17 protein-coding genes are annotated in these 17,470 nt (G+C 67.3%); 3 read left to right on the top strand and 14 right to left on the bottom strand.

What is annotated here, in order from left to right:
• Nucleotides 1-8: 8 nt before the first annotated feature.
• Genes scpB through ACFQQD_RS07270 form a run of 3 tightly spaced genes read right to left on the bottom strand, consistent with a single transcriptional unit; the run spans nucleotide 9 to nucleotide 2,406 of the window.
• The gene (gene scpB / locus ACFQQD_RS07280; protein ID WP_378087829.1) at nucleotides 9-644 is read right to left on the bottom strand and encodes an SMC-Scp complex subunit ScpB; all 636 of its coding nucleotides are present in this window, start codon (nucleotides 642-644) and stop codon (nucleotides 9-11) included.
• Complete coding sequence (locus ACFQQD_RS07275) at nucleotides 641-1,552, bottom strand: segregation and condensation protein A (protein ID WP_378087827.1); 912 nt, start codon at nucleotides 1,550-1,552, stop codon at nucleotides 641-643. Before ACFQQD_RS07275 ends, scpB begins: the two co-directional genes overlap by 4 nt.
• Nucleotides 1,549-2,406, bottom strand: a complete 858-nt coding sequence (locus ACFQQD_RS07270) for a ParA family protein (protein ID WP_378087825.1) — start codon at nucleotides 2,404-2,406, stop codon at nucleotides 1,549-1,551. The genes ACFQQD_RS07275 and ACFQQD_RS07270 overlap by 4 nt, the downstream gene beginning before the upstream one ends.
• A gap of 245 nt (nucleotides 2,407-2,651) precedes the next feature.
• Between ACFQQD_RS07270 and ACFQQD_RS07265 the strand changes: the two genes are divergently transcribed.
• From ACFQQD_RS07265 to ACFQQD_RS07255, 3 genes are read left to right on the top strand one after another with little or no spacing between them, the layout of a single operon-like run.
• Entirely contained in the window at nucleotides 2,652-4,193 is a 1,542-nt protein-coding gene (locus tag ACFQQD_RS07265) for an MmgE/PrpD family protein (RefSeq protein ID WP_378087823.1), read from the top strand.
• The gene (gene prpB, locus ACFQQD_RS07260) at nucleotides 4,193-5,104 is read left to right on the top strand and encodes a methylisocitrate lyase (RefSeq protein ID WP_378087821.1); all 912 of its coding nucleotides are present in this window, start codon (nucleotides 4,193-4,195) and stop codon (nucleotides 5,102-5,104) included. Before ACFQQD_RS07265 ends, prpB begins: the two co-directional genes overlap by 1 nt.
• A 43-nt stretch (nucleotides 5,105-5,147) precedes the next feature.
• Entirely contained in the window at nucleotides 5,148-6,305 is a 1,158-nt protein-coding gene (locus ACFQQD_RS07255; protein ID WP_378087819.1) for a bifunctional 2-methylcitrate synthase/citrate synthase, read from the top strand.
• Nucleotides 6,306-6,334: 29 nt separating this feature from the next.
• On the opposite strand, the gene ACFQQD_RS07250 is transcribed toward ACFQQD_RS07255, so the two are convergent.
• The 11 genes from ACFQQD_RS07250 to ACFQQD_RS07200 all read right to left on the bottom strand — a co-directional run bounded on the left by ACFQQD_RS07250 (nucleotide 6,335) and on the right by ACFQQD_RS07200 (nucleotide 17,239).
• Nucleotides 6,335-7,276 carry a hypothetical protein gene (locus ACFQQD_RS07250; protein WP_378087817.1) on the bottom strand — a complete coding sequence of 314 codons (942 nt, stop codon included), beginning with the start codon at nucleotides 7,274-7,276 and terminating at the stop codon, nucleotides 6,335-6,337.
• 150 nt (nucleotides 7,277-7,426) lie between these two features.
• The gene (locus tag ACFQQD_RS07245) at nucleotides 7,427-7,816 is read right to left on the bottom strand and encodes a hypothetical protein (RefSeq protein WP_378087815.1); all 390 of its coding nucleotides are present in this window, start codon (nucleotides 7,814-7,816) and stop codon (nucleotides 7,427-7,429) included.
• 48 nt (nucleotides 7,817-7,864) lie between these two features.
• Nucleotides 7,865-8,887: a site-specific tyrosine recombinase XerD gene (xerD, locus tag ACFQQD_RS07240; RefSeq protein ID WP_378087813.1), complete on the bottom strand. Its 1,023-nt coding sequence runs from the start codon at nucleotides 8,885-8,887 to the stop codon at nucleotides 7,865-7,867.
• Nucleotides 8,884-9,579 (bottom strand): NUDIX domain-containing protein, encoded by a 696-nt coding sequence (locus ACFQQD_RS07235; protein WP_378087811.1) that lies wholly within the window; start codon nucleotides 9,577-9,579, stop codon nucleotides 8,884-8,886. The genes xerD and ACFQQD_RS07235 overlap by 4 nt, the downstream gene beginning before the upstream one ends.
• Before the next feature lie 16 nt (nucleotides 9,580-9,595).
• The gene (locus ACFQQD_RS07230; RefSeq protein ID WP_378087809.1) at nucleotides 9,596-11,332 is read right to left on the bottom strand and encodes a CTP synthase; all 1,737 of its coding nucleotides are present in this window, start codon (nucleotides 11,330-11,332) and stop codon (nucleotides 9,596-9,598) included.
• Nucleotides 11,333-11,358: 26 nt separating this feature from the next.
• A complete protein-coding gene (recN, locus tag ACFQQD_RS07225) occupies nucleotides 11,359-13,092 on the bottom strand; it encodes a DNA repair protein RecN (RefSeq protein ID WP_378087807.1) in 1,734 nt (577 codons plus the stop codon).
• On the bottom strand, nucleotides 13,089-14,240 hold the full coding sequence (locus ACFQQD_RS07220; protein ID WP_378087805.1) for an NAD kinase: 1,152 nt from the start codon (nucleotides 14,238-14,240) through the stop codon (nucleotides 13,089-13,091). Before ACFQQD_RS07220 ends, recN begins: the two co-directional genes overlap by 4 nt.
• A 19-nt stretch (nucleotides 14,241-14,259) precedes the next feature.
• Complete coding sequence (locus tag ACFQQD_RS07215; RefSeq protein ID WP_378087803.1) at nucleotides 14,260-15,099, bottom strand: TlyA family RNA methyltransferase; 840 nt, start codon at nucleotides 15,097-15,099, stop codon at nucleotides 14,260-14,262.
• Nucleotides 15,096-15,302: a hypothetical protein gene (locus ACFQQD_RS07210; RefSeq protein ID WP_378087801.1), complete on the bottom strand. Its 207-nt coding sequence runs from the start codon at nucleotides 15,300-15,302 to the stop codon at nucleotides 15,096-15,098. Before ACFQQD_RS07210 ends, ACFQQD_RS07215 begins: the two co-directional genes overlap by 4 nt.
• The gene (locus ACFQQD_RS07205) at nucleotides 15,299-16,186 is read right to left on the bottom strand and encodes an HAD-IIA family hydrolase (RefSeq protein WP_378087799.1); all 888 of its coding nucleotides are present in this window, start codon (nucleotides 16,184-16,186) and stop codon (nucleotides 15,299-15,301) included. Before ACFQQD_RS07205 ends, ACFQQD_RS07210 begins: the two co-directional genes overlap by 4 nt.
• Before the next feature lie 3 nt (nucleotides 16,187-16,189).
• Nucleotides 16,190-17,239 carry a hypothetical protein gene (locus ACFQQD_RS07200; protein ID WP_378087797.1) on the bottom strand — a complete coding sequence of 350 codons (1,050 nt, stop codon included), beginning with the start codon at nucleotides 17,237-17,239 and terminating at the stop codon, nucleotides 16,190-16,192.
• Nucleotides 17,240-17,470 lie beyond the last annotated feature (231 nt).

Below are 17,470 nucleotides of genomic sequence, written 5' to 3'. Positions count from 1 at the left end.
GGCCGAACTCAGTGGTTGAGTTCAGTCTCGTCCATTCCGGCCAGATCTGACAGGCCGGGCAAGTGTTCGGAGAGTTTCGGCAGCTCGTCCAGGCTGCCGACTCCCAAGGTTTCCAAAAGGTAGTCCGTGGTCTCGTACAGCACCGCGCCGGTCTGCGGGTCAGTACCCGCTTCCGACACCAGGCCCCTGCTGAGCAGGGTGCGCATGACCGAATCGGAGTTCACGCCGCGAATACCCGCCACGCGTGACCGCGTCACCGGTTGCAAGTAGGCGACCACGGCCAACGTCTCCAGCGCGGCCTGGGTCAACCGTGCTGTCTGACCTTCGAGAATGAACCGTTCCACCACCTCGGCGTGTGCTGGTCGAGAGTAGATGCGCCAGCCACCGGCCAGTTCGCGCAGCTCGAAGCCACGCCGTGGGGAACCGGACAGTCCATCATAGTCGCTGACGAGGGTGGGAAGCACATCCGCCACCCGGCCGGCATCCTCACCGGTCGCCTCGGCCAGCTGGGCCGTGCTCACCGGCTCGTCGACGACCATCAACACCGCCTCCAGGCGTTCTCGCAGCTCGGGCGGTGCGGCCGCGTCAGAGGGCTCTGGCGGGTTTGTCGGGTCTGCCGGGTCTGTCGAGTCTGCACCTGTCATGACCATTCATCCTCCGTCTCTGGCACCGGCTCTGGCTCCTGATTCTGCAGGTCCTCGGCCCCCGGATCCCACTGGACCACCAGCTCCCCCAGGGGAACCTGTTGATCAAAGCTCACCGCACGATCCCTGAACATCTCCAGCAGCGCCAGGAACCGAGCCACCACGACCGGGGCCGAACCGGCGTCGCGAATCAGATCGCGGAAGGTGAGCCGGCCCGCCTCTTTCAGCCGTGCGGCGATCAGGCCGCTCTGCTCGCGAACGGAGACCGCCGGCGCGTGCAGGTGACTCAGCCCTACCTCGTCCGGTTTCTGGGTGGTCCGGCTCAGCACGTCCTCGGCCAAGGCCCCGAACTGTTCAAGGCTCAGCGTCCACATGAGTTCCGGGAGGACCGAGGCGAAACGAGGATCCAGAGTCGTCTGGCGGGGAAACCTGCGGGACTCCGCCTGCATCCGCTCGCTCATCAGCACCGAGACGTCACGGAACGCCTTGTACTGGAGCAGCCGGGCGAACAACAGGTCCCGGGCCTCCAGCAGGGCCACGTCGTCCTCCGTGTCCGTGGTCCCGGCGGGCAGCAACCGGGCGGTCTTCAGATCGAGCAAGGTGGCTGCCACCACGAGAAAGGAGCTCGAGGCATCCAGTGCCGCCATCTCCGGGCGTCCATCGTCATCGCCATGCCGCAGAGTGGTGACGTAGGCGATGAACTCGTCGGTCACCTCGGCCAGCGCGACCTCGGTGACATCCATCCGGCGCCGGGCGATCAACGACAAGAGGAGGTCGAAGGGGCCGGCGAAGTTCTTCAGCGTGACGGAGAACCCCGAAGGGACGCCGTCGTCGTCGTCCAGGCCCCCGGAGAGGCCCTCAGGGGCGTCCGGAGCGTCCGGGGCAGGAGTCCCGGAGCCTGGGGTCACGGCGCCCCGCCGCGCCAGATGAGTTCACGGGCCAGCGTCCGGTACGCCTTGGACCCCTCGTGGTTCTGTGCGAAGGAGGTGATCGGCTCGGCGGCCACGGTGGCGTCGGCGAACTTGATCGAGCGCTTGATGACCGTCTCGAAGACCCGGTCGCCGAAAGCCTCGACCAAGCGACTCACGACCTCCTTCGAGTGCAGTGTGCGGGCGTCGAACATCGTCGCGAGCACCCCGTCGATCTGCAGGTCCGGGTTGATCCGGTCCTGGATCTTCTCGATGGTCTCCACCAGCAGGGCGACCGCGCGCAGTGCGAAGAACTCGGCGGTCAGCGGAATGATCACGCCGTGCGAGGCCGTCAGTGCGTTGACCGTCAGCAGTCCCAGAGAGGGCTGGCAGTCGACAAGGATGACGTCATAGTCGTCACGGACCTGACGCAGGGACCGTTCCAGGACCTGCTCACGAGCTACTTCGTTGACGAGCTGAACTTCCGCCGCGGACAGATCGATGTTGGCGGGCAACAGATCGATGTCATCGAAGGGGGTCTCCACGATGGCGTCGCGAGCCGTGATGCTGCGCTCCATCATGACGTTGTAGACCGTGGTGTCCAGCTCGTGCGGGCTCACGCCCAGGCCGGCCGACAAGGCGCCCTGGGGGTCGAAGTCCACCATCAGCACTTTGCGCCCGTAGCTGGCCAGCGCAGAGCCGAGGTTGATGGTCGAGGTCGTCTTTCCGACGCCGCCCTTCTGATTGACCATGGAGATCACTCGGGCGGGGCCATGCGCGTCGAGGGGCGCCGGCTCGGGAAACTCGTGCTTGGGCCGCCCCGTGGGTCCGATGACGGGTTCACCTGAGATCATGAGGACTGGCGTGGGCTCTTCCTGATTCACGTTACTGCCGTCTCCTGCCGTTGGTCCGTCCATCCGCCGTGCCCTGAGCTCACCCACACTGAACAACGTAAGCTGCCGCGGCATGGATACACCCTAGTCCGGATCGGTGTCCGCCCGAAAAATAATCACCCCCGCGCGGCGAGCCTTGACGTTCAGGTGCAGGATGAAGGTGTAGTGCTCGTCATTCAGACCGATTCACTCTGGGAGATAACCTGATGATCCACCATGACGTCCGCGTTCACCGTTCCGAGGAGAACCTCGCTCGGGAAGAACAGCTGGCCTGGAAGATGGCCGAGGTCGCCACCGATCCGGTCGCCGTCGAGCCCCAGGTCGAGGAGATGGTCATCAACCGGATCATCGACAACGCCTCGGTGGCGGTGGCCTCGCTGCGGCGTCAGCCCATCGTGGCGGCGCGCGCCCAAGCGCTGACGCACGGGCCGTCGTCGGGCGGTTCCGGGGCCGGTGTGGTGGGCATCGGCGAGCGCGTGGCGGTGGAATGGGCCGCTTGGGCCAATGGCGTGGCCGTCCGGGAACTGGACTTCCACGACACCTTCCTGGCCGCCGAGTATTCACACCCCGGCGACAATATCCCTCCGGTGCTGGCCGTGGCCCAGCATCGCGGGTCGACCGGAGCGGATCTGATTCGGGGCATCGCCACCGGATACGAACTCCAGGTGGACCTGGCCAAGGCCATCTGCCTGCACCGGCACAAGATCGACCACGTGGCTCATCTGGGGCCCTCTGCTGCCGGAGGCATCGGCACCCTGCTCGGCCTGGACACGGAGACGGTCTTCCAGGCCATGGGGCAGAGCCTGCATACGACGACGGCCACCCGGCAGTCCCGCAAGGGCGAGATCTCCACGTGGAAGGCCCACGCCCCGGCCTTCGCCGGGAAGATGGCCGTCGAGGCGGTCGACCGAGCGATGCGGGGTCAGACCTCTCCCGTGCCGATCTATGAGGGTGAGGACGGCGTCATCGCCTGGCTGCTCGACGGTCCGCAAGCACGGTATTCCGTGCCCCTGCCGGAACGCGGAGAACCCAAGCGCGCGATCCTGGACACGTACACCAAGGAGCACTCCGCCGAGTATCAGGCTCAGGCCTGGATCGACCTGGCCCGGAAGCTGCACCACGAGCATCCCGAGATCGCGAACCCGGAGGCCGTCACCTCCGTGGTCATCCAGACCTCCCACCACACGCACTACGTGATCGGCTCCGGTGCGAACGATCCCCAGAAGTACGATCCGACAGCCTCCCGAGAGACTCTTGATCACTCGATCCCCTACATTTTCACGGTCGCGCTACAGGATGGCGCCTGGCACCACGTGGATTCCTATGCTCCGGACCGTGCGCGGCGGCCGGACACCGTGCGGCTGTGGCACAAGGTCGTCACAGAAGAGGATCCCGAATGGACCCGCCGCTACCACTCCCCCGACATCGCCGAGAAGGCCTTCGGCGGGCGCGTGGTCATCACCACGGCCGACGGGCAGACGATCACCGACCAAATCGCGGTGGCCGATGCCCATCCTCTGGGGGCACGGCCCTTCGCGCGGGATCAGTACATCGCCAAGTTCCGCACCCTGGCCGACGGGCTCGTGGAACCGGAGGAGATGGACCGCTTCCTGGACGCGGCCCAGCGCACGGCCTCTCTCGGACCGGGTGAACTGCATGAACTCAACATCACTGCCGCGCCGGGGGTCATCGACCTGGGCGTCGAACTGAACGCCGACCAGACTCCCGCCGCGAAAGGACTGTTCTGATGCTGTACGCCCACCGCACCGCCGCCGAGAAACGAACCGACCTCCGAGAACTGTTGCAACCCGGCGCCGCCGTGCAGTTCCCGGGCGCCTTCACGCCGATCTCCGCGAAGCTCGTGCAGGAACAGGGGTTCCAGGGGTTGTACATCTCCGGGGCGGTCCTCGCCAATGAACTCGCCCTGCCGGACATCGGGCTGACCACCCTGAGCGAGGTGGCCCAGCGTGCCGGTCAGATCGCCCGCGTCACGGACCTGCCGGCCATCGTGGATGCGGACACCGGCTTTGGGGAACCGATGAATGTGGCCCGCACGGTTCAGGAACTCGAGAACGCCGGCCTGGCCGGGTGCCACATCGAGGACCAGGTGAATCCGAAACGCTGCGGCCACCTCGACAACAAGGCCGTCGTCGACGCGGCCACCGCCGCCCAGCGCATCACCGCGGCCGCCAGCGCCCGGCGAGACTCGCAGTTCCTCATCATGGCTCGCACCGACATTCGTGGCGTGGACGGCGCCGGGGGCCTGCCTGCGGCGGTGGACCGGGCGAAGGCGCTGGTCGACGCCGGTGCAGACGCCATCTTCCCCGAGGCCATGCGCGATCTCTCCGAGTTCGAGGCGATCTGCCGGGCGGTGGAGGTGCCGGTGCTGGCCAACATGACGGAATTCGGCAAGTCCGAGTTGTTCACCCGGGACCAGCTGGCCTCGGCGGGAGTCGCGTTGGTGATCTACCCGGTGACGCTGCTGCGCTCCTCGCTTGGGGCGATGGAACGCGTCTTGTCCGGCATCCGTGCCGAGGGTACCCAGCAGTCCTCGGTGAGTGAGATGCTGACTCGTGAGCGGCTCTATGAACTGGTGGATTACGCCGGCTACACCGCTTTCGACTCCTCGGTGTTCAATTTCCAGGTCCCGGGACGATGACCCTCACCCGAGCCTGCAGCACCACGTCCCGGAAGGACCCGACATGACGGATACACAGAACCAGCCCGAGATCAACAAGGGACTGGACGGCGTGGTCGCCGACTACACGGCGATCTCCAAGGTCAATCCCGAGACCAACTCGCTGCTCTACCGCGGTTACCCCGTGCAGGAACTCGCGGCGAAGCTGCCCTTCGAGGCCGTGGCCTATCTGCTGTGGAACGGAGAGATCCCCACGGACGCGCAGCTCGCCGATTTCACCGAGCAGGAGCGCTCCCACCGAGCCCTCGATCAGCACGTCAAGGCCACCCTCGATGCTTTGCCCGTGGATTGCCATCCCATGGACTCCGTGCGGACGGCCGTCTCCCTCCTCGGTGCTCAGCATCCTCAGGCCGGGGACAACTCTCCCTCGGCGGAGCTTCAGAAGGCGACGACCCTGTTCGCCCAGCTGCCCGCCGTCGTCGCGTATGAGCAGCGGCGCCGGACCGCCGGCGGGCCGACGGAACCGGTGGCGCCCCGTGACGACCTGGACTATGCGCAGAACTTTCTGTGGATGACCTTCGGCGAGGAGGCCGATGCGGCCGTCGTGGATGCGTTCCGCATCTCCATGGTGTTGTACGCGGAGCACTCCTTCAACGCCTCCACCTTCACGGCCCGTGTCATCACCTCGACCCTCTCCGACCTGCACTCGGCCGTCACGGGCGCCATCGGCGCGCTCAAGGGGCCGCTCCACGGCGGCGCGAACGAAGCGGTGATGCACACCTTCGACGAGATCGGCATCCGGCCCGACGAGTCCGAGGAGGATGCCAAGGCCCGCGCCAAGGCCTGGATGGAACGGGCCCTCGCCGAGCGGAAGAAGGTCATGGGCTTCGGCCACCGGGTGTACAAGCACGGAGATTCCCGGGTGCCGACGATGAAGAAGGCGCTCGACGCCATGATCGAGCACTTCGGCCGCCAGGAGATCCTGGGTCTCTACCACGGGCTGGAACAGGCCATGGACGAGGCCAAGGCCATCAAGCCGAACCTGGATTATCCCGCCGGCCCCACGTATCACCTGATGGGCTTCGACACGGAATTGTTCACACCGTTGTTCATCGCCGCCCGGATCACCGGCTGGACAGCGCACATCATGGAACAGCGCGCGGCCAACTCCCTGATTCGCCCGCTCTCCGCCTACAACGGTCCGGACGAACGCCACCTCTGACGCTCGCCCGGACCCCTGTCCGGGTCGTTCTACGGAGCCTCGACGGTCATCGACTGGGCCACGGCCTTGAGCTCGGCGTATTCCTCGGAGTCGACGGCGGCGCGGGTGGCCTCCTCGCCCTCCAGCCCGGTGATCTCCTCGGCGGCATCCTGATCGATGCTGCCGGAGAGGAAGTTGGCGGTGCCCCAGGCGTTCTCTGATGCGTCCGCGGGTGGATCAACGTAGTACAGCCAGCCGTCCCGGTAGTCCTCTGGATCCTCCGGGTCGCTTCCCTCGGGCACGTTGACGATCTTCACGGCGAGCTCGTGGTCGCCGGCCTCTATCGGATCGTCCTCCGTGGAGCCGGCCGCCGTATGCTCGTTGTGCCGCAGGAGAGCGGCCTGGTACCAGACGGGCCCGGTTCCGGTGTCGGTGTCCTCGCCCTCGCGTTCTGCGCGGGGCAGGTCCGGAAGCTCCTCCGCCTCGACGATCTCCACGACGTCGGGCTTGACCCCGTCTCCGTCCGTGGGGCCGATGCCCGTCCAGGCGCGATACTCGACGGTCCCCTCGGCGTTCCGGAAGATCACGCCCTCACGCGGGATACCGCCTGCGGCGCCGTCGGGATCCTCGGCGTAGGCCTCCTCGTCGACCTCCACCTCCCAATCGGCGGGCAGCGTCCAGGTGAAGATGCCGGATTCGGTGGTGTACTCCTGGGTCTCGCCGCCCGTCGGTGACGAGCTGGTGGACGGACTCGCCGACGACGAGGTGGCCGAGGGGGACGTGGCCGACGGCGACTGGCTGGCCATCGGGTCCTTCTCCTCGACCGTTTCGCTGACAGTGCTTTCACTGGCGCTCGCGCTCGGACTCGGTGTGTCGGCCGGTTCGTCCCCGGTGCCGCAAGCGGACAACAGCAACGTTGCTGCGGCCCCCATACTGACGGCAGCGGACAGTCGTCGACGATGGGACCCGTGGGCCCTGGTGCGCATGATCATGGTCTCCCCTTCTCCTGCCGCCCGATCGGCGGCACGACTTCACCCATGGCACCACTAGGACGCTCGGCGGCAAAACCCGTAGAGCGTGCCGTTGTGAGATCGTGATGGAGGTCGGCCGGCATCACGCGTTGCTCGGGCGGCTAGAGTCACTCAGTCAGCGTCATGAGCGGTTCCTTTGGTCCGGAGTTCGCGTCGCGTGCGCTTGTTCCGGGCACGCCGTTCACGCATCCATCGCGGCGCCCACGGGGCCGGAAGCGGCACGCCCAGAATACCGACGAAGCTCAGCAGCAAAACGAGAAACAGCACCACGGCTCCGGTGTCGAACACGGGATTCGGCCACGGCGTGCCAAGTGCGTCGAGGAACGAGTCGGCGGCCACGAAGAGCCACAACAGGGCCATCGAGGGAATCAGGTACAAAAAGACCCGCGACATGAAGGTTCCGTACCAATCGGCGCCCACGAGGTGGGCCGGGAAGAACCAGGACCACCACAGACAGGCGACAGCCAAGACCATCCCGAGCAAGCCGGGCAGAATGTCCATGTGTTGTGTCCCTTCTCCGGAGTATCCGTGTTCCGTGGCGGCGGAACCTCAGCGCGCTCGGGGGTGGGCAGCCGCGTAGACCTCACGCAAGGTGTCCGCCGTGACCAGGGTGTAGACTTGGGTGGTGGTGACTGAGGCGTGACCCAGCAGCTCCTGCACCACACGCACGTCCGCGCCGCCCTCCAGCAAGTGCGTGGCGAAGGAGTGACGCAGGGTGTGCGGTGAGATGTCGGCGTCGATCTCCGCCCGCTCGGCGGCCTTCTTCAGGATGGTCCAGGCGGACTGCCGCGTGAGCCGGCCCCCGCGCTGGTTGAGGAACAGGGCGGGACCGCCGGCGCTCGAGCGGGTGGACACACTCGGCCGGCCGCGCACGAGCCAGGCCTCGATCGCGGCGGCAGCATAGGAGCCCAGTGGCACCATGCGCTCTTTGGACCCCTTGCCGAACAGACGCACGACGGCGGGCCCGGCGTCCTGCTCCGAGGCTCCGCCCGGTTGAACGGCACCGATGACATCATCGACGTCCAGACCCACCGCCTCGGAGATCCGGGCACCGGTGGCATAGAGGAACTCCAGCAGGGCCCGATCGCGCAGACCGGCGGGTGTGTCCGTGGGGACGGCGTCGAGCAAGGCCGAGACCTGGTCCACGCGAATCGCCTTGGGCAGCTCTGGGGCCGGCCGCGGAGGGGCGACGTCCTGGGCCGGGTCGGTCTCGGTGAGCTGTTCCAGGGTCCAGAACCGGTGCATGCCGCGCACGGCCACGATGGTCCGCGCCGCGGACCGTGGCGAGAGGGGGTGGCCGCCGTCGGCCCCGGTACCCAGCGCCTGCAGGAAACCGGTGACATGCCGAGGGGTCACCTCACGCGGTTCGCCGATTCCTTGGGAGTGCAGCCACCACAAGTAGCGGTGGAGGTCCCGGCGGTAGGCGGCGAGAGTGTTGGCGGACATGCCCCGCTCCACCGCGAGGTGGTCGAGGTAGGCCTCGGTGGGCCGGGCCAGGCTCCGCGCCGGCCCCTCGGCCTGCCCTGCCCCCTCGGCCTGCCCTGCCCCCTCGGGCGACTGTGCCGTGCTCACGGCGCGTCTGCGGCTCTCAGTCGGGTGTAGCCACTCGTCCGATGCGCGTGGAGGGCCAGGATCCCGACCACCGTCGCCGGATTGTGCAGCCGGCCCGTGAGCACTGCGTCGACCGCCTCGGCCACGGGTACGGAGGCCAGCGGCATGCCGGCCTCCTCCCCCGTGCGTTCGTGGCGGTCGTTCTCCGGTACCACGGTCAGCTCTCGGGCCAGGTACACCCGGATCGCCTCGGATGAGGAGCCCGGAGTGGTGAAGAATTCGGCCAGGACGTCCCAACGGGCCGCCCTCAGATCCGCTTCCTCGGCGAGTTCTCGTTGAGCGGCGGCAAGGCTGGACTCGCCCGGAACATCGAGCAGTCCGGCGGGAATCTCCCACAGCTCCTGCCGCACCGGATGCCGGTACTGCCGGATCATCCGGATCCGGTCCTCGTCGTCCAGCGCGACGACGGCCACCGCCCCCGGATGCTGGATGTACTCCCGAACCAGGAGGTCCGTGTCATCTCCAGACCGATCGCCGGTCTCCGAGTCGGGGCCGCCCGCCTCAGACATTCGAAAGGCATCTCGGGTGACGTCCCAGACAGCGCCCGAGAACGCCGTCTCGGTCTCCACCACGGCCCGGGGCGCCACCACGTCGGCCAGTGGTCCGCCGTCGTGGTGAACATAGGGAGGTGGAACGTCCGGGGACGGAGTCATCGGGACAGCAGTCCGATCAGGCCGTAGCTTTGGAGCTCTGGTATTCGAGGCCCGCGGCGACGAGACCGGCGAACAGCGGATGCGGGTTCGTGGGCCGCGATTTGAACTCCGGGTGTGCCTGGGTGGACACGTAATACGGGTGGACCTCGGCGGGCAGTTCGACGAATTCGGCCAGAGTGCCGTTCGGAGACGTCCCGGAGATCACCAGACCGGCGTCCTCCAGCTGTTGACGGTACTCGTTGTTGACTTCGTAGCGATGACGGTGGCGCTCGGTGACCTCCGTGGAGCCGTAGGCCCGGGCGACGACCGAACCGTCCACGAGAGTGGCCGGGTAGGACCCCAGGCGCATCGTCCCACCGAGGTCACCGTCTCCGGCGACGATGTCCTTCTGTTCCGCCATGGTCGCGATGACGGGGTGATCCGTATCCGGCTCGAATTCGGTGGAGGACGCGTCCGTCATGCCCATCACGTTCCGCGCGTATTCCATCACCATCGTCTGCAGACCCAGGCAGAGCCCGAGGGCGGGGATGCCGTGTTCCCGGGCGTACTTCAGGGCACCGATCTTGCCGTCGAGTCCGCGGACGCCGAAGCCCCCGGGGACGCAGATGGCATCCACGCCGGTCAATGCCGCGCGCGCGCCCTCATCGGTCTGACAGTCATCGGAGGGCACCCACCGGATCGATACCCGGGCGTCATTGCCGAAGCCGCCGGCTCGCAGCGCCTCCGTCACGGACAAATAGGAGTCCGGCAGGTCGATGTACTTGCCGACCAGGGCGACCTCGAGTTGATGCTTCGGGTAGTGCACCACCTCGATGAGCTTGTCCCAGGTGGACCAGTCGACGTCCTTGAACTTCAGGTCCAGGGCCTGGACCACGTAGGCGTCGAGGCCCTGGGCGTGGATGATCTTGGGGATGTCATAGATCGACGGGGCGTCCGCACAGTTGATGACCGCATCCGTGTCCACGTCGCACATCCGGCCGATCTTGTCCCGCACCTCTGCGGGAACCTCACGGTCGGAACGAATGACGATGGCGTCCGGCTGGATACCGATCGACCGCAGAGTGGCCACGGAGTGCTGGGTCGGTTTGGTCTTCAGCTCGTGCGAGGGACCGATGTACGGCACCAGGGAGACATGCACGAAGAACACGTTGTCCCGGCCGATGTCCTGCCGCACCTGCCGGGCGGCCTCCAGGAACGGCTGCGATTCGATATCCCCGACGGTGCCGCCGATCTCCGTGATGACCACGTCCGGCGCCGTGCGCCCTGCGGTGCGGGGTTCCTTCTTGTCTTCTGCGCTGCCCCAAGTGGCGGGCAGGCGCATGCGGCGTTTGATCTCGTCCGTGATGTGCGGGATGACCTGCACCGTGTCTCCGAGATAGTCGCCGCGGCGCTCCTTCTCGATGACAGTGGAGTACACCTGGCCGGTGGTGACGTTGTTCAACCCGTCGAGGTTCTCGTCCAGGAATCGCTCGTAGTGGCCGATATCCAGGTCGGTCTCGGCCCCGTCCTCGGTGACGAAGACCTCACCGTGCTGGAACGGGTTCATGGTCCCGGGATCGACGTTCAGATACGGATCCAGCTTCTGCATCGTCACGGACAAGCCGCGAGCGCGAAGGAGGTGTCCCAGAGAGGACGCCGTCAGCCCCTTTCCGAGGGAAGAGGCCACGCCGCCAGTCACGAAGATCTGGCGGGTCGCATTGGTCGTTTTCAGGAAGCGAGAGGATCTTTGCACCACGGAGTTCAATCGTAGCACCCCGGTCGAACGTCGCCGGGTGCCGCTCAGGCGAGCGAGGCCTCCAGCAGTTCCCGGGCATGGTCTCGAGCCGATCCAGATCCGGCCCGTCCGGCCAGCATGCGGGCCAGTTCCTCAATCCGGTCCTCGCCCTCCAGCGTCACGACGTCCGAGGTCGTGAAGCCTGAGGTGCTGTTGGAGTTCTTGGTCACCCTGAGGTGCCGGTCGGCGAACGCGGCGACTTGCGGCAGATGGGTGACCACAATGACCTGGACGTGCTGGGCCAGCCTGGCGAGTCGCCGGCCGATCTGCACGGCGGCCTCCCCGCCCACACCGGCGTCGACCTCGTCGAAGACAAAGGTCGGGACCGGGTCCGTGGCCGCCAGCACCACCTCGAGGGCGAGCATGACGCGTGAGAGTTCACCGCCGGAGGCGCCCTTGCCGAGCGGCCGTGGATCCGTTCCGGCATGAGGCTGCAGCAGCAGGTGAACATCATCGGCCCCGTGTGGACCCGGCTCGTCTCCGGGGACCACCGTGGCATGGAACGTCGCGTCCGGCATGGACAGTGCCCGCAGTTCTTCGCTGACGCTCCGGGAGAGGTCTTCGGCCGCCGCCGTACGCAGTGCGGTCAGTGTCGAGGCGCCGGCGCGGACCGCCTCCTGGAGCCGTTCGACCTCTGCGCTGAGCTCTTCGATCCGTCCCGAGTCTCCCTGGAGTTCTTCGAGCCGGGGCCGGTGGTGTTCGGCCCATGCCAGCACATCGGTCAGTTCCGGTCCGTAGAGGCGCATCAATCGGGTCAGCTCGGCGAGCCGGGACTGTGCTGCGTCCAGGTCGGTCGAGGCGTCGTCATCCAGCCGGGCCGCGTATCCGGCGAGGTCGGCCGAGATATCGGCCACGACAATCCCGACCTCGTCGAGTCTCTTGCTCAGTTCGGCGAGCTCCTCATCATGGCCGGGCGACTGCACGAGGCACTGCCGGGCGGCTTCGAGCAAGGCCATGGCCGAGGGTGCCTCGACGGCATCGGCGACATCGGCGCCCGCCAGATGGGCATGGGCGCCCAGCGACGCGGAGCGCAGTTCCTCCACGTTCTCCAGGCGTTGGATCCTGGCCTTGACGGCTTCGTCCTCTCCGGCCTCCACGGCGGCCTCGTCGATCTCTTCGAGCGATCGCTGCAGGTTCTCCGCCTCCCGGGCGCGGTCCTGCTCATGGGCTGTGATTTCGTCCAGTTCGGCGGCAGCCTGTTTCCACGCCAGATAATCCTGCCGGTAGGCCTCCAACGCGGTGGCGAGCTCGGGACCGGCGAAGGAATCCAGGGCGTGGCGTTGCGCGGCCGGTGACTTCAGCCGCAATTGGTCGGTTTGGCCGTGAATGGCGACTAGTTGCCCACCGAGCTCACCGAGCAGCGCCACCGGTACTCCCCGGCCGCCCGCGGAGGCCCGAGAGCGCCCCGAGGACCCTGCGGCGCCCACCGACCGCGTGACCACCAGTGTCTGGTCGTCTGCGGTCGGCTCGGCTTCATCCAGCACGGCGCCGGCTTCTTCGGCGATCCCGACGGCGGCATGGTCCCGTGACAGCCGGAACCCGGCTTCCACCGTGGCGCGGGAGGCGCCGTGGCGCACGGCGCCGGCATCCGCCCGGGCACCGGAGAGCAGATTCAAGGCGGTGACCACCATGGTCTTGCCCGCTCCGGTCTCGCCGGTGACGACCGTGAATCCCGGGTCCAGCTCGACGTCGGCGTCGCCGATGACCCCCAGCCCGTTGATCGACAGGTATTCGATCATGTCCGGTCGGTTCCTTCTCCGGGTTGACCGGACTCACCGGACTCACCGGACTCACCGGACTCACCGGACATGATGGGCAGTGCGGCGGTGGCGGGCGGCACCACACGCGGACGAGGAGCCAAGTGGTGCGGCTCGACGACCGCGACCCCGGAGGATGACGACGGGTCGGCATCGGTACGGCGGGTGGCGTAGCGATTCTCGCGATCGGCCGCCTCCGCCCGGTCCTGGTCCGTGATGGGACCGCGCCAGCCCTTGGTCGGCAGATTGAACTTCCGCACGAGACGTTCGCTGAACGGAGTCCGAGACAACCGGGCGATCCGCACCGGTTGCGGCGAGCGGGTCACCTCGACCCGCGAGCCGAGGGGAAGCTCGACCGTGCGCCGACCGTCACACCACAGCACTCCCGGTTCATTGGTCCGCGGCAACACCTCGACGGTGAGCACCGAGTCCGGCGACACGACGAGGGGACGAACGAAGAGGGCATGAGCACTGATCGGCACCATCAGCATGGCCTGCACCTCCGGCCAGACGACCGGGCCCCCGGCGGAGAAGGCATAGGCGGTGGAACCGGTCGGCGAGGCCATCACCACGCCGTCGCAGCCGTACGTGGAGATCGGCCGCCCGTCCACGGCGGTGACCACCTCGAGCATGCGTTCCCGGTTGGATTTCTCGACGCTGGCCTCGTTGAGGGCCCAGGTGTGGGCCACCAGCTCCTCACCGCAGAAGACCTGGACATCGATCGCCATCCGTTCCTCGACGGAGTAGTCCTGGTCGACCACCGCTTGGACGGTGCGGGAGAGATCGGTGCGCTCCGACTCGGCCAGGAAGCCGACGTGCCCGAGGTTGACCGCCAGTAAGGGGACCTCACCTTCCCGGACGAGTTCCGCGGCGCGCAGTACGGATCCGTCGCCGCCGAGCACGACTCCGAGACTGATGTCCGCCAAGGCGCAGTCCACGTCCAGCGTCTCCGGCACCGATTCCAGCGACGGCACGACGCCGCCTCGAGCGGCTTCCTGAATGGCCGACACGTCTCCCTGCAGCAGGACGGGCATCAATCCCGCGTCATGGAGCTTCGCGCACGTGTGAACCGCAGCCCGGATGGCGTCCTCGCGTCCGGTGTGGGCTAGGACAAGGATTCTGCGGGGCATGGCCACCAGGATACTCACGTCATGACCAGTCCACCTGCTGCCGGTCCAGCCAGTGGATATCGGCCGGTCCGTCCTGATGAGCGTGATGAGCAGAGTCGGGCCTGGACCCCCAGAGGAAGAACTCGACGTTGCCGTCCTGTCCCGGCAACGTCGACCGAGCCACCGCGCGCGGTGCCAGGCCGGCGTCGAATGCCGCGTCCACCACCGCGGCGACGGCCCGGCGTCGTTGGTCGGGATCCGAGACCACCCCCGATCGGGGCAGCGCCGGACGGCCCACTTCGAACTGCGGCTTGACCATGAGGATCAGATCCGCACCCGGCCGGCAGACCGCCGCCAGAGGCTGCAAGACCAGCCGGAGCGAGATGAACGACAGGTCAGAGACGACCAGCTCCACGTCTCCCCCGATCATCTGCGGAGTCAGGTCCCGGACGTTGAGGCCCTCGTGGACCGCGACCCGGGCGTCCCGGCGGAGTTCATCAGCCAATTGGCCGTGCCCGACGTCGACCGCCACCACCTCTGCCGCACCGGCACGGAGCAAGACCTCCGTGAACCCACCGGTCGAGGCGCCGGCGTCCAAGCACCGCCGTCCGGCGGGCTCGACGTCGGCGAACACCTCCAGCGCCCCGGCAAGCTTGTGACCGGCCCGGGAGACATAGCGAGGCCGCGAGGAGGTCAACGCCACACGATCATCCGTCGAGCATTTGGCGGAGGCCTTCGTGGCCAGGACACCATTGACCATGACCTCACCTGCGGCGATCAGATCAGCGGCTTCACTCCGAGAGCGAGCCAAGCCATGACGGGTCAGAGCGATGTCCAGACGAAGACGGCCCTGCGGGGAGGGCCGAGGCGCCGTACTCACGACGAGCCCGGCTGCTGTGGCGGACCAGGCTGTGGCGGACCAGGCTGCTGTGGTGGCTCGTCCAACAGTCGTGCGAGCGCTTCGAGGGCAGTGCGGTAGACCTCGATCTCCCGCTCCGGGCTCAGCTCGTCAGCCCCTTGAAGAGACTCCAGGATGGCGTCTGCGGCCGGGTCACCGGTCGGCTGCGGCGTCCACTCGGTCATGACCGCGCTCCGACGGTGGTGTTCGACGCCGACCAGGCCGGCTGTGGGTCGGCGAGCAAAGAGGCCAGGGACGGGATCATCCAGGTCGGTTGTTGTTCGTCCGGAGCCGTGGCCGCCGTTTGGCCAGAGTCCACGCCGGTCAGCACCAGTGCGGTATCGAAGCCTGCGCGGTTGCCGCCTAGGATGTCGGTGTCCAACCGGTCTCCGACGACCAACGGGCTCTCCGCGTTGAAGGCGCGGACGGCCAGCTCGAACAGCACCGGTCCGGGTTTGCCGGCAACTCTCGGGCGGGTGCCCGTTGCCTGGGAGACCGCTTCAACCAGGGCACCGTTGCCGGGGGCGATCCCCTCAGCCCGGGGAATGGTGAGGTCGGCGTTGGTGGCGATCCACTGGGCTCCGCCGCGGATGGCATAGGAGGCCTGGGCGAGATCGGTCCAGGAGACCGAGGGGTCAAAGCCCTGGATCACTGCATCCGGTCGATCCGCTGCAGTGTCCACGACCTGGTGGCCCGCCTGAGTCACCAGATCCCGAAGGTACGCGGAGCCGACGACGAGCACCGAAGCCGGTGAATCAGGACGTGTGGCGGCGGATTCCGAGGCGGAGAGAGATTCCGCCAGTGACTCCGAGAGAAGCGCCACCCCAGCAGCTGCCGCGCCGAACACCTGCTCGCCGCTGACGGGAAGGCCGAACCCACTGAGGTGATCGGCCACAGCCTCCGGAGACCGAGAGGCGTTGTTGGTCACATAAGCCACGGGGACGCCCCTCCGCCCGAGCTCTACGAGACTGGGCACCGCCTCGTCGATGGCTTCCGCACCGGCGTAGACCACTCCGTCCAGGTCACACAGAAGAGCATCATGACCGCCGAAGAACGTAGTGCCCACCATGGATCAGCGCTTCTCCGAATCCGTATCGGTGCGGCCCTCGTCGCCAGGCCTGGCCCGGCGAGCGTCACGGCCAGCACCCGGGGGCACTACGTCGCGAGCCCGGGGACGTCGTTCGGCCGGCTCATCATCCAGGCCGAAGTCCACGATCTCCGGCTCGGCGAAATCACCGACGCCGAGGGCGCGTTCGGCCACGGCGGCCTGCTTCCGCCAGCCGGCGGCCTCTTCACTGCGCCCCGCTTCCTGCAGAGCATCGGCATATGCCGTGAACAGCCGCGGGCTGAAGGAGAAGCCACGGTTCCGGTCCAGTTCGGGCACCTGAAGAACCGTCAAAGCAGAATCGATGTCACCCAGATCGCGGTAGATGCCGGAGAGCACCATGACGAGTTCCACGCGGATGGCCTTCTCGAGCGATCCCAGGTCCACCTCGTCTGCCAGCTCCAGTGCCTTCTGATGACGCCCCAGAGCACGCTCACTGTCCACCATCTCCGGCAGGTGCGTGTTGTCTCCGGTGATGCGCCGATACGTCCGAAACTCCCGCAGGGCCTCGGAATACTGTCCGGCGCCATAGGCGGTCAGCCCCACGGCCTCGCGCACGCACCCGAGGCGACCGCCCCGACGGCTGGCCGCCAGGGCATGCTCGAACGCCAGATCCGGGTCGATGTCCAGCAGGCGACCGGCCATCACCAGGTGCCGGGCCACCCAGGGGCGGTTGCGCTCATCGAGGGAGTCCAGCTCTCGCGTGGTACCCCGGTCGAGTTCCTTACCGGTGACGTCGTCGTCGATCTCCGGGGATTTCGCACGTTCGGGACGGTTAGCACTGCGGAGATCGTTGGCGCTGCGGGCTGGTGCAGCACGATCCCCTCGGTCGCCCCGGCCACCTCGAACGCCCGACTCAGCACGGCGAGAGCCTTCTCTCGAACCGGGCCGACCAGTTCGCGACGGCCGTCCGCCTCCAGACGCAGATCCTCGGGACGAGGACCTTCGATCGGGCCGGCCTCCCTGGGGCCGATGTGAACGGCCGTTCGAGCGGGGGCGCTCCTCGTTCTCGGACATCCGGGATCCTCTCTATGGGGTGATGACGGCAGAAGCGCGCAGCGACGACGGCGCTTCTCGTCAGCGCATGAATTCTAGCTGACGCCGATTAATTAAAGCCGTCTCCAGCATGACCACTTAAAACAAAAGGGGCCCCGCACTATGGCGCGGGGCCCCTCTCTCAATAATTGTCCGGCGGCGTCCTACTCTCCCACATCCTCCCGGATGCAGTACCATCGGCGCTGTGGGCCT

It is taken from the genome of Citricoccus sp. GCM10030269 (assembly GCF_042665635.1).
Lineage (GTDB): Bacteria > Actinomycetota > Actinomycetes > Actinomycetales > Micrococcaceae > Citricoccus.
This window is presented reverse-complemented; position numbering and strand designations above follow the sequence as displayed.

Coding starts and splice junctions, on each gene's coding strand:
- scpB (WP_378087829.1), bottom strand. CDS start 644: ATGACAGGTGCAGACTCGACAGACCCGGCAGACCCGACAAACCCGCCA.
- ACFQQD_RS07245 (WP_378087815.1), bottom strand. CDS start 7,816: ATGGACATTCTGCCCGGCTTGCTCGGGATGGTCTTGGCTGTCGCCTGT.
- prpB (WP_378087821.1), top strand. CDS start 4,193: ATGCTGTACGCCCACCGCACCGCCGCCGAGAAACGAACCGACCTCCGA.
- ACFQQD_RS07255 (WP_378087819.1), top strand. CDS start 5,148: ATGACGGATACACAGAACCAGCCCGAGATCAACAAGGGACTGGACGGC.
- ACFQQD_RS07270 (WP_378087825.1), bottom strand. CDS start 2,406: ATGATCTCAGGTGAACCCGTCATCGGACCCACGGGGCGGCCCAAGCAC.
- ACFQQD_RS07220 (WP_378087805.1), bottom strand. CDS start 14,240: ATGCCCCGCAGAATCCTTGTCCTAGCCCACACCGGACGCGAGGACGCC.
- ACFQQD_RS07210 (WP_378087801.1), bottom strand. CDS start 15,302: ATGACCGAGTGGACGCCGCAGCCGACCGGTGACCCGGCCGCAGACGCC.
- recN (WP_378087807.1), bottom strand. CDS start 13,092: ATGATCGAATACCTGTCGATCAACGGGCTGGGGGTCATCGGCGACGCC.
- ACFQQD_RS07200 (WP_378087797.1), bottom strand. CDS start 17,239: ATGTCCGAGAACGAGGAGCGCCCCCGCTCGAACGGCCGTTCACATCGG.
- ACFQQD_RS07250 (WP_378087817.1), bottom strand. CDS start 7,276: ATGATCATGCGCACCAGGGCCCACGGGTCCCATCGTCGACGACTGTCC.
- ACFQQD_RS07265 (WP_378087823.1), top strand. CDS start 2,652: ATGATCCACCATGACGTCCGCGTTCACCGTTCCGAGGAGAACCTCGCT.
- ACFQQD_RS07205 (WP_378087799.1), bottom strand. CDS start 16,186: ATGGTGGGCACTACGTTCTTCGGCGGTCATGATGCTCTTCTGTGTGAC.
- ACFQQD_RS07235 (WP_378087811.1), bottom strand. CDS start 9,579: ATGACTCCGTCCCCGGACGTTCCACCTCCCTATGTTCACCACGACGGC.